This window comes from Ciceribacter sp. T2.26MG-112.2 (genome assembly GCF_900492205.1).
Lineage (GTDB): Bacteria > Pseudomonadota > Alphaproteobacteria > Rhizobiales > Rhizobiaceae > Allorhizobium > Allorhizobium naphthalenivorans_A.
This window is the reverse complement of the sequence record NZ_UEYQ01000003.1, coordinates 332,070-345,123: the sequence shown is the minus strand read 5'-3', so window position 1 is coordinate 345,123 and position 13,054 is coordinate 332,070. Positions and strand designations below refer to the sequence as shown.

Here is a 13,054-nt window from a genome sequence, read left to right as displayed (position 1 = left end):
GGCGCGGCAGTCTGCACTTCTGGTGCGATCCCATGCTAAGGTCATTTGGTTGAGAAATAGGTAACTCTGTCAGAGAAGACAAAAAGGCCCATGAAGAACAGCAGCATATCCGCAGACGCCGAGGAAACCGCCATTGCCGTGCTCGGCTGGCTGGCCGGGGAACCGGACATGCTCGGGCGTTTTCTGGCGCTGTCGGGCACGCGCCCCGACCAGTTGCGCCAGTCGGTGGGCGACCCTGCCTTCATGGCCGGCATGCTGGATTTCCTGATGGCACATGAGCCGACTCTCATGGCGTTCTGCGCGGCAACCGGCATCACGCCCGAGGCCGTCGTCAGCGCCTCGCATCACTATACGGGACCGACGCTCGATTCGGGAGAATGCTGAATGGTGATCGGGCTCGATGCGGTCCGGTTGACCGAGAGGCCTCTGGTCGTCTGTGATGTCGATGACGTCGTTCTCGAATTCGTCACGCCGTTCCGGGCATTTCTCGAAAGCCGAGGCCATCGGCTCCTGCCGCGTTCGTTCCGGCTGCACGGCAATATCGTTTGCGCCAAGGATGAAACAGCACTCAAGGACGCCGCCGTCAGCGAACTGATCGATGCGTTCTTCGCCGCCCAGGAGGCCTGGCAGACGCCGTTCCTCGGCGTGGTGGACACGGCTGGCCCGCCTGGCCGCACGCGCCGACCTGGTCTTCCTCACGGCGATGCCGGCACGCCATGCGCCGGCCCGCCGACGCCTGCTCGATCTTTTCGCCCTCGACTATCCATTGATCGCGGCGGACGAAGCCAAGGGTCCGGTGGTTCAACTCCTGCACGCGGGACGCCCTCTCCCGGTCGCCTTCGTCGACGACATGGTGCACAATCTTCATTCGGTCGGCGAACATGTTCCCGACTGCCTGCTCGTCCATCTGCCTCCGCCGGTCGACATCCACAGCCTCGCGCCGCCGGCCGGTGCCGCCGTGCGCCGGGCGCTCGATTGGACGCAAGCCGAGCAGTTCATCTCCGCTCACCTGGCAACCTGACGAAGCCTCGCCGCTCCAATGGTCCCGGCCATTGACAACCATCCCTCTGCCTGGTCTTGCCCACCGGGATGCCAGGCCCTATTCTGCCGTTGTTCAACCTTTGTTCCCGCCATGACCGATGACGCGATCCAGTATCCGGGCTTCTGCCGCGACTGCCTGACCGGCCAGGCGGAAGGCGAAAGGCGTTGCCGCGCCTGTGGCAGCCCTCGCCTCGTCTATCATCCCGAACTCTACCGGCTGACGCTTGCCCATATCGATTGCGACGCCTTCTATGCCTCGGTGGAGAAGCGCGACAATCCCGACCTCGTCGACAAGCCGGTGATCATCGGCGGAGGAAAGCGTGGCGTCGTGTCGACCGCCTGCTATATCGCCCGCATTCACGGGGTGCGCTCGGCCATGCCGATGTTCAAGGCGCTGGAGGCCTGTCCGCAAGCCGTGGTGATCAAACCGGACATGGAAAAATACGCCCGGGTCGGCCGCCAGGTCCGGACCATGATGGAGGAACTGACACCGCTGGTTCAGCCGCTGTCGATCGACGAAGCGTTTCTCGAGCTCAAGGGGACCGAGCGGCTGCATCACGACCCACCGGCGCGGGTGCTGGCGCGCTTTGCCCGGCGGGTGGAGACGGAGATCGGCATCACGGTCTCGGTCGGTCTTTCCTATTGCAAGTTCCTGGCCAAGGTGGCGTCTGACCTGCAGAAGCCGCGCGGCTTCTCGGTGATCGGCGAGGCCGAGGCGCTGTCCTTCCTCGCCCCCCGTCCGGTCACGACAATCTGGGGTGTCGGCAAGGCCTTTGCCGCGACGCTGGAGCGCGACGGGATCCGCACGGTCGGCCAATTGCAGACGATGGAGGAAGGCGACCTGATGCGCCGTTACGGCACGATGGGTCAGCGGCTGTTCCGTCTGTCGCGCGGTATCGACGACCGCGACGTCCATCTCAATGACCCCGCCAAGAGTGTTTCGGCCGAGACCACCTTCTTCGATGACATCTGGCATTTCGAGGATCTGGTGACGCACTTGCGGGCGCTGTCGGAGAAGGTCGCTTGGCGATTGAAGAAGAGCGGCATTGCCGGTCAGACCGTCGTCCTGAAACTCAAGACCGCGGACTTCAAGGGACGGACGCGCAATCGCCGTCTCGACGATCCGACGCAGCTGGCTGACCGGATATTCCGCACCGGACTGGCACTGCTGGAAAAGGAAGCCGACGGCACGCGCTTTCGCCTGATCGGCATCGGCGTGACGGACCTGCAGGGGCAAGCGCTCGCCGACCCGCCGGATCTCGTCGACGAACAGGGGCGGCGGCGCGCGGCCGCCGAGGCGGCCATGGATAAACTGCGCGAAAAATTCGGCAAGGCAAGCGTACAGACCGGCTATACCTTTCCGGTGAAGGACAGGACGGGAGAGCGATAAATTATACTTGAGTTTTCAAGCCGATTTAACAAATTGTGAAGGAGGCGAGCAAAATCTCAAGTTCACCTGACCTACACGAGTTCGTGAACATCGATTTCTCTTCAAACTTTCCTTAATTTTGGAATTATAGTCTGTGGAAATTCGTATTGCGTAGGAGGTCTCGTATCATGCTCAAGTCACTGGCTGCTTCACTCGGCCTCCTGTCCGCGACCATTCTCGCCCAACCGGCTCTCGCGGGCGGTGGCGAGGCGCTGCAGATCTTCGTGTCGAAGGCCGAGCAATCGCTGACCGTGTATGACGGCGATCGGGTGGTCGCAACCTCGAGGGTATCGACCGGCAAGCCCGGCCATACCACGCCGTCCGGCATTTTCTCGATCCTGGAAAAGCGCAAGTATCACGAATCCAATCTCTATTCGAACGCCCCCATGCCGTGGATGCAGCGCATCACGTGGTCGGGCGTGGCCCTGCACGAATCAAGCAGCGTGCCCAGCTATCCAGCCTCGCACGGCTGCATCCGCTTGCCGCGTGCCTTCGCCAAGGACCTGTTTGCGATGACCGAGCGCGGCGCGCATGTCATCATCACCGACCAGCCGGTCACGCCCGTCTGGCTCGAGCATGCGGCACTGTTCTCACCGCGCATTCCCGCACAGGAAGGCCAGTTGCTCTCCGACGCAGAATTGCGGCCCACGACGATCGACGCCTCGCTGAAGCCGGTCGAGGTGGCGATGGCCGATGTGCTGCCGAAGGCCGGGGCGACGGCCAAGGTCGTGCTCAAGGACGGGCCGCCGCTTCGCATTCTCATCACCCGGCGCGGCCAGCGCGAAACACTGCTCGACGCGCAGGCGCTGCTGGGCGAACTCGGCTTCGACGCCGGCGTTCCCGACGGACATATCGGCAAGCTGACCATCTCGGCCGTCAACGGCTTCAAGCGCTGGAAAGGTCTCGACACCCGCGGCGAACTGGTCACGGCCGAATTCCTCGACGCGCTTTACCAGAGCGCCGGCAAGGGCCAGCCGCCGCTCGGACAGATCATGGTGCGGCAGAAGTTCAAGCCGATGTTCGAGGCGCCGGTCACGATCGCCGATCCGCATGTCGCACTCGGCACGCATCTCATCGAGGCCGTCGACGTCGACCGCTATGGCGGCAAGGCCGCCTGGCGCGCGGTGACGCTCGACAATCACATCTCGAAGGCGACGGCCAAGCGGCTCGGCATCACTAAGCCGTCCGGCGACTCCACTATCGACAATGCCGCGGCCGCGCTGGACCGGATCACCATCCCCGACGACATCCGCCACCGGATCGAGACACTGATGAGCGAAGGGACCTCGCTGACCATCTCCGATACCGGCATCGGACCTGAAACCGGTCCCGGCACGGACTTCATCACCATCACCCACCGCGCGCCCAAGGCCTGAGCGCCGGCGGCTCAGACCAGTTCGACGTCGATCACGCCCGGTGCGGAGCGCATGGCTGCGGCGATCTCGGGTGAGATCCGGTATTTCTCGGTGAGCTCCACCTCAATCTCCCGCTGGCCGTCATCCTTGATGACGATGAAGGACACAAGTCCGTCGCCGCGGGTGTTGAGATGGGCGGCGACCGTCTTCAGCGGGCCGGAATCGCGCACATAGACCCGTAGCGCCTTCTGCATCTGGACCGATTTCTCTTCCAGCGACTGGGCCGTCTGGATGCGCAGCCCGATGCCTTCCGGCCGTTCCTCGGCGGCCACCGTGATGACCAGCGACTTGCCCGATTCGAGCAGGTCGCGGTATTGGTTCAACCCTTCCGAAAACAGCACCGCTTCATATTGTCCCGACGCATCGGAGAAGGTGACGATGCCCATCTTGTTGCCGGTGCGGGTCTTGCGTTCCTGTCTTGCGATCACGGTGCCGGCCAGCCTGCCGGCGGTCGCGCCCTGGCGAACGGACTGGGAAAAATCGGCGAAATTCTGGACACGCAGCTTGTCGAGCAGCGACCGATAGGAATCGAGCGGGTGCGCCGTCAGGTAGAAGCCGAGCACCTGGAATTCGCGCATCAGCTTTTCCGACGGCAGCCAGGCGGTATAACCGGGGAAGGAGATGCGCTCCGGTCCGCTCGCGGCACCGGAGCCGAACATGTCCGACTGGCCGCTTACTGCATTTTCCTGGGCACGCTGCGCATAGCCGAGGATACGGTCGAGGCCGCCCACCAGCTCGGCGCGGTCGCGGCCGAAGCAATCGAAGGCTCCGGCGCAGATCAGGCTTTCGAAGACCCGGCGATTGACCTGCTTCGGATCGATCCGCAGGCAGAAATCCTCGATCGATTCGAAAGGCTTGTCGCCGCGTACGGCAACGATGTGCTCGACCGCCGAATCGCCGACGCCCTTCAATGCGGCGAGCGCATAGAAGATCCGGTTCGGGCCCGCCTGGAACTGACGGAACGAGGTCTGCACCGAAGGGGGTACGATCTCGATGCCGAGACGGCCGGCATCCTGGCGGAAGTCATTGAGCTTTTCGGTGTTCGCCATGTCGAGCGTCATCGAGGCGGCGAGGAACTCGGTCGGATAATGCGCCTTCATGTAGGCGGTCTGGTAGGAGACGATGGCGTAGGCTGCGGCGTGCGACTTGTTGAAGCCGTAGTTGGCGAACTTGGCCAGCAGTTCGAAGATGTTTTCCGCCTGCGGCTTGGACACGCCGTTCTTCATCGCGCCATCGACGAAGCGGGCGCTCTGCTGATCCATCTCCGCCTTGATCTTCTTACCCATGGCACGACGCAGAAGGTCGGCCTCGCCGAGCGAATAGCCCGACAGAACCTGGGCGATCTGCATGACCTGTTCCTGGTAGACGATAACCCCTTGCGTCTCCTTCAGCAGGTAGTCGATCTGCGGGTGGATGGAGGCAATCTCCTCCTCGCCGTGCTTTCGCGCATTGTAGACCGGGATGTTCTCCATCGGACCCGGTCGATAGAGCGCGACGAGCGCGATGATGTCCTCGATGCAGTCGGGCCGCATGCCGATCAGCGCCTTGCGCATGCCGGCACTTTCCACCTGGAACACGCCCACCGTTTCGCCGCGCGACAGCATTTCATAAGTCAGCTTGTCGTCGAGCGGGATCGCCGCCAGATCGACCTTGATGCCGCGTTGCTCGACGACGAAATCGACTGCCGTCTTCAAGACGGTCAGGGTCTTCAGGCCGAGGAAGTCGAACTTGACGAGGCCGGCCTGCTCGACCCACTTCATGTTGAACTGGGTGACCGGCATGTCGGAGCGCGGGTCGCGATACATCGGCACGAGCTTCGACAGCGGTCGGTCGCCGATGACGATGCCGGCGGCGTGGGTCGAGGCGTGGCGGTAAAGACCCTCGATCTTCTGGGCGATGTCGAGCAGCCGCGCCACCACGGGCTCTTCCTCGGCCGCCTCGCGCAGCTTGGGCTCCTCCTCGATGGCCTTCGACAGCGGGGTCGGGTTGGCGGGATTGTTCGGCACCAGCTTGCAGATCTTGTCGACCTGGCCATAGGACATTTCCAGCACGCGGCCGACGTCGCGCAAGGCCGCGCGGGCCTGGAGCGAACCGAAGGTGATGATCTGCGCCACCTGCTCGCGGCCATACTTCTGCTGCACGTAGCGGATCACCTCTTCGCGGCGATCCTGGCAGAAGTCGATGTCGAAGTCGGGCATCGACACGCGTTCAGGATTGAGGAAGCGCTCGAACAGCAGCGAGAACCGCAAAGGGTCGACGTCGGTGATGGTCAGCGCATAGGCGACCAGCGAGCCCGCGCCGGAACCGCGGCCCGGACCGACGGGAATGTCGTGCTGCTTCGCCCATTTGATGAAGTCGGCAACGATCAGGAAGTAGCCCGGGAACTTCATGCGCTCGATGACGCCGAGTTCGAACTCCAGCCGTTCGCGGTAGTCCTTCTCCTCATAGCCCGGCGCCATGCCAAGGGCCGCCAGTCGTCCGTCCAGCCCCTCCTCCGCCTGACGGCGCAATTCCAGCGCCTCGGCGCGTTCGGCCTCCTGCGGATCGTCGGTGCCGCCGGTAAAGCGCGGCAGGATCGGCTTGCGGGTATCGAGCACGAAGGCACAGCGGCGGGCAATCTCGACCGTATTGGCCAGCGCCTCGGGCAGATCGGCAAACAGCGCCTGCATTTCCTTGCGGCTCTTCAGATAGTGATCCGGCGTCAGGCGGAAACGGCTGTCGTCCGAGACGATCGCATTGTGAGCGACCGCCATCAGGGCATCGTGGGCCTCGTAGTCGTCGCGCGACGGGAAGAAGGCTTCGTTGGTGGCCACCAGCGGCAGGTCGTGCTCATAGGCCAATTGCACCATGCGTCGCTCATGGCCGCGATCATAGTCGCCATGACGCTGCACCTCGACATAGAGACGGTCGCCGAACAGACGTTTCAGCTCGCCCAACCGCGCCTCGGCCTGGGCTCGGTGGCCCTCCTTAAGGGCCAAATCGACCGGCCCCTTCGACGCCCCGGTCAGCGCCACCAATCCGTCGGTTCCCAGCTCCTCCAGCCAGGACATGGCAATGTGGACCGCCTGGGCCGAATCCCCGCCGAGATAGGCGCGGCTGACCAGATCCACCAAGCGCTCATAGCCGGCGGCATCAGCCGCCAGAAGCACGATCGCCGGATAGGCGCTCACACCGGACTGGCCGGCGCGTTTTTCGCTGCCGCCATCCTCCATGTCGATCGACAACTGGCAACCGATGATCGGCTGGAGACCGTCGCCGAGCGCCTTTTGCGAGAATTCGAGCGCGACGAACAGGTTGTTGGTGTCGGAAATGGCGATTGCCGGCTGATCGTCGGCAACCGCCTTGCCGAGGATCTTCTTGAGCGGCAGCGCCCCTTCGAGCAGCGAATATGCCGAATGCACACGCAGATGGACAAAGCCGGGCCCTGCGCCAAGCGGCTCTGTTCCATTCCCGCCCGCAACCATCTCAGCCATCGAACTCAATCCTCGTCACGCATTTGAATCAGGCGTGATTTTCCGCCGTGCGGGAGGCGAAGTCCAGAACAGTTTGGACCGAGATCGGGATCTCTACAGATATGCGAGGACCAAAGGGTACCAGCGGGGGAAAATCAAAGCGCCAGCATGATCACCGAGAGGCTGGCGACGAACATGGAAATCGAGGCGAATGCGGCAACGTCACGAAGAATTTCGGTCATGGCTCTCTCCTTACTCGTTATGTATCTTTTATGTTCGCTTTATGTTCTGGTGTCAATACCAAATTAGGTCGGCCTCTCGCGTGACTTCGCGCCGGAGATCCGACAGACTGCGCATATAGGCTTTTGGGGGATGGGCAGTGATCAGGCAGTTCTTTTTGTGGCTTTCGGTGGGGCTGCTGCCGGCCATGGGTGTTCTTGCCCAGTCGTTTCCGGCCGAGCGGATTATCTCCGGAGCGTCCGGCGACTGGAACAAGGACGGAGCGGCGGATCTGGCGCTGCTCGTTGCCCCCGGCAGCGATGACGAGGTTATCGGAATTTATCTCTATGTCACGGAGAGCGATCGCGGCCTGCTGAAGCTGGTGACATCCGCACCGGACAAAGTCTGGGGCAATTCCAGACTGGACGGCTTCTATGGCCAGGATCCGGCGATCACAGCACTCGCAAACGGCTCCATCGCGGTGATGTCGCAAAACTCGGCAATCGGCCGCAACCGCTGGGAAAGGACCCTGACACTTGCCTATCGCGAGAACCGGTTCATCGTCGCCGGCTACACCTACACCTACCATGACACGCTTGATCTCGATGACAGCGGCTCCTGCGACTACAATGTCGTGACCGGCAAGCTCAAGCGGGACGAAACCGCGCAAAGCGTGGCCCCCAGGACCGTGTCGGTCGAGGATTGGACGGACGAGATCGGCAGCAAGGCTTGCGGGCTCCTCTAGACGGTCCCGCTCCCCCCGCCGACTATGCGACGAAATCGACGACCTTTCCGTCGATCAGCGTCACGCAGCGATCCATCCGGCGCGCCAGTTCGTGATTGTGGGTGGCGATCAGGGCAGCGAGGCCGGACTGGCGCACCAAGGCTTCCAGCGCGGAAAACACATAGGAAGCCGTCTCCGGATCGAGGTTTCCAGTCGGCTCGTCGGCGAGCAGGACGAGCGGCGCATTGGCAACGGCGCGGGCGATGGCAACGCGCTGTTGCTCGCCGCCCGACAATTCCGCGGGGCGGTGTTCGCCGCGATGGCCGATCCGCATGTAGTCGAGCAATTGCGAGGCGCGTTCGCGGGCCTCCTCGCGCGAAAGACCGGCGATCAGCTGCGGCATCATGATGTTCTCCAATGCGGAGAACTCCGGCAGCAGGTGATGGAACTGGTAGACAAAACCGACCGAGTGGCGCCGCATCGCGGTGCGACGCTCATCCGAGAGATCGTGGCAGGCCACGCCGCCGAGAGTCACTTCGCCCGCATCGGGATGCTCGAGCAATCCGGCCACGTGCAGGAGCGTGGACTTGCCCGTACCCGAGGGAGCGACCAGGGCGACGGTCTCCCCGCTCCTCAGGCTGAAGTCGGCGCCCTTGAGGATACTGAGTGTGGTTTCGCCCTGCCCGTAATGGCGGTCGATGCCCGAGAGCGAAAGAACGGTATCGGAAGGCATGAAGCGGTATCCTTATTCGTAGCGCAGGGCCTGGACCGGATCGAGGCGCGAGGCGCGCCAGGCCGGGAAGATCGTCGCCAGGAAGGACAGGCTGAGTGCCATGACGACGACGGACACCGTCTCACCGACATTCATGTCGGCGGGAAGCTTGCTGAGGAAATAGAGCTCAGGGTCGAACAGAACGGTGCCCGAGACCCAGGAGAAGAAACCGCGGATCGATTCGATGTTGAGACAGACGACCACGCCGAGCACGACGCCGGCAAAGGTGCCGGTCGCGCCGATCGCCGCCCCGGTCATGAAGAAGATCCGCATGATGGCATTGGCGCTCGCTCCCATGGTGCGCAGGATGGCGATGTCGCTCGACTTGTCCTTCACCAGCATGATCAGGCCCGAGATGATGTTGAGGGCCGCGACCAGCACGATCAGGGTGAGGATCATGAACATCACGTTGCGCTCCACCTGCAGGGCGGAGAAGAAGGTCTGGTTGCGCTGGCGCCAGTCGGTGATGAAGATCTGCCGGCCGGCGGCCTCCTCGATCTTCGGTCGCAATTCGTCGACCGCGTCGGGATCGGAGACGAAAAGTTCGATCGACTGGACCAGGCCTTCGGCGTTGAAATAGAGTTGCGACTCCTCCAGCGGCATGTAGATGATCGAGGCGTCGTATTCCGACATGCCGATCTCGAACACGCCCGAGACCGGATAGGCCTTGACCCGAGGATTGACCCCGAGCGGCGTGACGTCGCCCTCCGGTGAAACGAGCGTGATCGTGTCGCCGGCCGTGATGCCGAGGTCCGCCGCCATGCGCGAGCCGACCAGCACGCCCTGCCCCGCGGCAAAGCCGACCAGGTCACCGGCGCGGATATTGGAGGAAACCGTGGTGAGCTTGGTCATGTCCTCGGAGCGGATGCCACGCACCAGAGCGCCGGTTCCCGCCCCGGCGCGGCCGGAGGCGAGCGTCTGGCCCTCGACCAGCGGCAGCGCCATGGTAACACCCGGAACGGCGGAAAACTTCGTCGCCAGCTCCGCGTAGTTCTCCAGCGGACCGTCGACCGGCTGGACGATCATGTGACCGTTGATTCCAAGGATGCGGGAAATCAGTTCGGTGCGAAACCCGTTCATCACCGCCATGACGATGATCAGCGTCGCCACGCCCAGCATGATGCCGACGAAGGAGAAGCCGGCGATCACCGAGATGAAGGCCTCTTTGCGCCGTGCGCGCAGATAGCGCCAGGCCACCATGCGCTCGAAACCGGAGAAAGGCCGCGCGGCCTTATCCCCATCCGGAGCGGCCGTCTCGTTGGCGGAGGCTGCACTCGTCATTTCGTCTCCTCGCTCGGTCTTACCCGACCAGCTTGTTGATGGCCGCTTCGATCGTCATCGTCTCGCGGGCGCCGGTCTTGCGGTCCTTAATCTCGATCTCGCCATTGGCGACCGAGCGGGGCCCGGCAATCAGCTGCACCGGAACGCCGATCAGGTCGGCGGTCGCGAACTTGGTGCCGGCGCGATCGTCGGTATCGTCGTAAAGCACGTCCTTGCCGGCCTTGGAAAGCGCCGCGTAGAGCCGCTCGCAGGCGGCATCGCAGGCCTCGTCACCGACCTTCATGTTGATCACGACGCAATCGAACGGCGCGACCGAATCCGGCCAGATGATGCCGTTCTCGTCATGCGAGGCTTCGATGATGGCGGGAACAAGGCGGGTCGGGCCAATGCCGTAGGATCCCATGTGGACAAGGTGCTCCTTGCCGTCCGGCCCTTGCACCTTGGCGCCCATCGGCTCGGAATATTTGGTGCCGAAATAGAAGATATGGCCGACCTCGATGCCGCGAGCCGAGAGGCGATCGGCTTCGGGGATAGCATTGAAGGCTGCCTCGTCGTGCATTTCCGAGGTAGCCGCATAGACCGAGGTCCACTTGTCGAAGATCGCCTGCAGACCGGCGACATCGTCGAAATCCGTATCTTCCGCCGGAATGTCGAAATTAACGAAGCTCTTGTGGCTGAAGACTTCCGACTCACCCGTCTCGGCGAGAATAATGAATTCATGGCTGTGATTGCCGCCGATCGGGCCGGTGTCGGCGCGCATCGGGATGGCACGCAGGCCGAGGCGGGAGAACGTCCGCAGATAGGCGGCGAACATCTTGTTGTAGGAGTGGATCGCGTCGTCCTGGGTCAGGTCGAAGGAATAGGCATCCTTCATCAGGAACTCACGCGAACGCATCGTGCCGAAGCGCGGCCGGATCTCGTCGCGGAACTTCAGCTGGATGTGGTAGAGGTTCAGCGGCAGGCTCTTGTACGACTTGACATAGGACCGAAAGATATCGGTGACCATTTCCTCGTTGGTCGGACCGTAAAGCATAGGACGATCCTGGCGGTCCTTGATGCGCAGCATCTCCTTGCCGTAGTCCTCGTAGCGACCGCTTTCCTGCCAGAGTTCGGCCGACTGCAAGGTCGGCATCAGAAGTTCGATGGCGCCGGCACGGTTCTGCTCTTCGCGAATGATGCCGTTGACCTTGTCGAGCACGCGCTTGCCAAGCGGCAGCCAGGAATAGATCCCCTGGCTCTGCTGGCGGATCATGCCGGCGCGCAGCATCAGGCGGTGGGAGACGATCTCCGCTTCCTTGGGGTTTTCCTTGAGGATCGGCAGGAAATAGCGCGAAAGACGCATAACAGGTTCCAACAGTTTAGGATTCCACGAGAAGCGGAATCAGCCATGACGACGGTGTTTCTCGAAGCGTTCATAGCGGTTTCCCTCGCACAAGAAAACCCGGATGAACGTGGCCGCATGGTCACCCCACAGGCCTGTTGCGTGTCATGTCGGACAGCATGCTGGCAGGGATGGGACCGTCACGAAATGCGGAGTTTCAAGACCTCACCTGCGACATTTCCGACGTGAACGATTTTTTCTCGGGACTGTAGCAATTTTGCAAAAAATGGGGTGACAAAGCGCACAAGTTGGGCTAGCGTTAGCCCACAAAACAGGCAGGAAGTTCAAATTCTTGCCAAATTCGCGGTCAAGTCTTGGGAGGATCAGATCTTAGGCGCGCTCGTTCGCAGCCCCTTAATTGGTGAAGGATCACGCGATACTTGAACAAGGTCTTCGGACCTTGTTTTTTTTTGCCCTTCAGAGATCTTGAGACATCGCACAGCGGTCGCTGACGCGTTTTCTGTTGCGATGACATTGACTTAAGCGCCGATTCTGAGGGTTTGAATCAGGCGTCGCAGGCTTGTGCGACCCAGATTACGCTCCGGACCGACGCGGCCTTCAATCGAACTTGGGAAGGAAATTCGGCAGGCTGTCGAGGCCCAAGCCGAAATAGGCGGTCGCGAGATACCAGCCGCCGTAGATGATGGCCGAGACGACAGTGGTGATCGCCACGACCTTGCCGCCGCGAAAACGTGCCGGCGCGCTCTCGACGCTTCCCGGAACGACATCATCGGCCTCGGCCTGCGTCTTCATGCCGATCGGCAGGACGGCAAACAGCGTAATCCACCAGATGACGAAGTAGATCGCGAAAAACGACAGAATGGACAAGGTCTGGATCCTTCGGCTGGCCGGCGCCCACAGGGTGCCGGGTTCGACCGTCTTATAGGGTCACTGCGGGTTTCGCGCAAATGGCCGGTGGCGCCGGCTTAGACCTGCTCGAGTTCGATCAGCGTACCGTAGAAGTCCTTCGGATGCAGAAACAGCACCGGCTTGCCGTGGGCGCCGATCTTCGGCTCGCCACCGCCAAGCACGCGTGCACCGCCGCTTGCCAGTTGATCGCGCGCGGCCAGGATATCCTCGACCTCGTAGCAGATGTGATGCATGCCGCCGCCCGGGTTCTTGGCGAGGAAGGCGGCGATCGGCGAGTCGGCGCCGAGTGGCTCGAGCAGTTCGATCTTGGTGTTGGGCAGTTCGACGAAGACCACGGTTACGCCGTGTTCCGGCAGAGCCTGCGCCTGCGAAACATGGGCGCCCAGCGTATCGCGATAGGATGCGGTGGCGGCAACGAGATCCGGAACGGCGATGGCGACGTGGTTGACGCGTCCAAGCATGACAGGCTC

At 62.4% G+C, this 13,054-nt stretch carries 10 protein-coding genes and 1 pseudogene; 5 read left to right on the top strand and 6 right to left on the bottom strand.

The window, feature by feature from the left end; translation table 11 throughout:
- The first annotated feature begins 90 nt into the window (after positions 1–90).
- From DYZ14_RS07370 to DYZ14_RS07355, 4 genes and pseudogenes are all read left to right on the top strand, one after another.
- A complete protein-coding gene (locus DYZ14_RS07370) occupies positions 91–384 on the top strand; it encodes a DUF3572 domain-containing protein (RefSeq protein ID WP_154720083.1) in 294 nt (97 codons plus the stop codon).
- Positions 385–1,021: pseudogene (locus DYZ14_RS07365) on the top strand (hypothetical protein).
- A gap of 111 nt (positions 1,022–1,132) precedes the next feature.
- A complete protein-coding gene (locus tag DYZ14_RS07360; RefSeq protein WP_154720082.1) occupies positions 1,133–2,431 on the top strand; it encodes a DNA polymerase IV in 1,299 nt (432 codons plus the stop codon).
- Between the two features lie 167 nt (positions 2,432–2,598).
- Entirely contained in the window at positions 2,599–3,846 is a 1,248-nt protein-coding gene (locus DYZ14_RS07355) for a L,D-transpeptidase family protein (protein WP_154720081.1), read from the top strand.
- A gap of 11 nt (positions 3,847–3,857) precedes the next feature.
- Here the strand turns inward: DYZ14_RS07355 and dnaE are convergent, their stop codons facing one another.
- Positions 3,858–7,349 (bottom strand): DNA polymerase III subunit alpha, encoded by a 3,492-nt coding sequence (dnaE, locus tag DYZ14_RS07350; RefSeq protein WP_154720179.1) that lies wholly within the window; start codon positions 7,347–7,349, stop codon positions 3,858–3,860.
- Positions 7,350–7,716: 367 nt separating this feature from the next.
- Here dnaE and DYZ14_RS07345 point away from each other — a divergent pair, with 367 nt between their 5' ends.
- Positions 7,717–8,301, top strand: a complete 585-nt coding sequence (locus DYZ14_RS07345) for a hypothetical protein (protein ID WP_232365455.1) — start codon at positions 7,717–7,719, stop codon at positions 8,299–8,301.
- A gap of 22 nt (positions 8,302–8,323) precedes the next feature.
- Here the strand turns inward: DYZ14_RS07345 and DYZ14_RS07340 are convergent, their stop codons facing one another.
- The 5 genes from DYZ14_RS07340 to mce all read right to left on the bottom strand — a co-directional run bounded on the left by DYZ14_RS07340 (position 8,324) and on the right by mce (position 13,045).
- Complete coding sequence (locus tag DYZ14_RS07340; RefSeq protein WP_154720080.1) at positions 8,324–9,013, bottom strand: ABC transporter ATP-binding protein; 690 nt, start codon at positions 9,011–9,013, stop codon at positions 8,324–8,326.
- A gap of 12 nt (positions 9,014–9,025) precedes the next feature.
- Entirely contained in the window at positions 9,026–10,333 is a 1,308-nt protein-coding gene (locus DYZ14_RS07335; RefSeq protein ID WP_154720079.1) for a lipoprotein-releasing ABC transporter permease subunit, read from the bottom strand.
- Positions 10,334–10,352: 19 nt separating this feature from the next.
- Positions 10,353–11,675 carry a proline--tRNA ligase gene (gene proS / locus DYZ14_RS07330; protein WP_154720078.1) on the bottom strand — a complete coding sequence of 441 codons (1,323 nt, stop codon included), beginning with the start codon at positions 11,673–11,675 and terminating at the stop codon, positions 10,353–10,355.
- A gap of 597 nt (positions 11,676–12,272) precedes the next feature.
- Entirely contained in the window at positions 12,273–12,542 is a 270-nt protein-coding gene (locus tag DYZ14_RS07325; RefSeq protein WP_154720077.1) for a DUF1467 family protein, read from the bottom strand.
- Positions 12,543–12,640: 98 nt separating this feature from the next.
- A complete protein-coding gene (gene mce / locus DYZ14_RS07320) occupies positions 12,641–13,045 on the bottom strand; it encodes a methylmalonyl-CoA epimerase (RefSeq protein ID WP_154720076.1) in 405 nt (134 codons plus the stop codon).
- Between the last annotated feature and the right edge of the window lie 9 nt (positions 13,046–13,054).

What these genes read in the sequence shown, in the direction of transcription:
- DYZ14_RS07370 (WP_154720083.1), top strand. Translation starts at nt 91, where the DNA reads ATGAAGAACAGCAGCATATCCGCAGACGCCGAGGAAACCGCCATTGCC.
- DYZ14_RS07360 (WP_154720082.1), top strand. Translation starts at nt 1,133, where the DNA reads ATGACCGATGACGCGATCCAGTATCCGGGCTTCTGCCGCGACTGCCTG.
- DYZ14_RS07355 (WP_154720081.1), top strand. Translation starts at nt 2,599, where the DNA reads ATGCTCAAGTCACTGGCTGCTTCACTCGGCCTCCTGTCCGCGACCATT.
- dnaE (WP_154720179.1), bottom strand. Translation starts at nt 7,349, where the DNA reads ATGGTTGCGGGCGGGAATGGAACAGAGCCGCTTGGCGCAGGGCCCGGC.
- DYZ14_RS07340 (WP_154720080.1), bottom strand. Translation starts at nt 9,013, where the DNA reads ATGCCTTCCGATACCGTTCTTTCGCTCTCGGGCATCGACCGCCATTAC.
- DYZ14_RS07335 (WP_154720079.1), bottom strand. Translation starts at nt 10,333, where the DNA reads ATGACGAGTGCAGCCTCCGCCAACGAGACGGCCGCTCCGGATGGGGAT.
- proS (WP_154720078.1), bottom strand. Translation starts at nt 11,675, where the DNA reads ATGCGTCTTTCGCGCTATTTCCTGCCGATCCTCAAGGAAAACCCCAAG.
- mce (WP_154720076.1), bottom strand. Translation starts at nt 13,045, where the DNA reads ATGCTTGGACGCGTCAACCACGTCGCCATCGCCGTTCCGGATCTCGTT.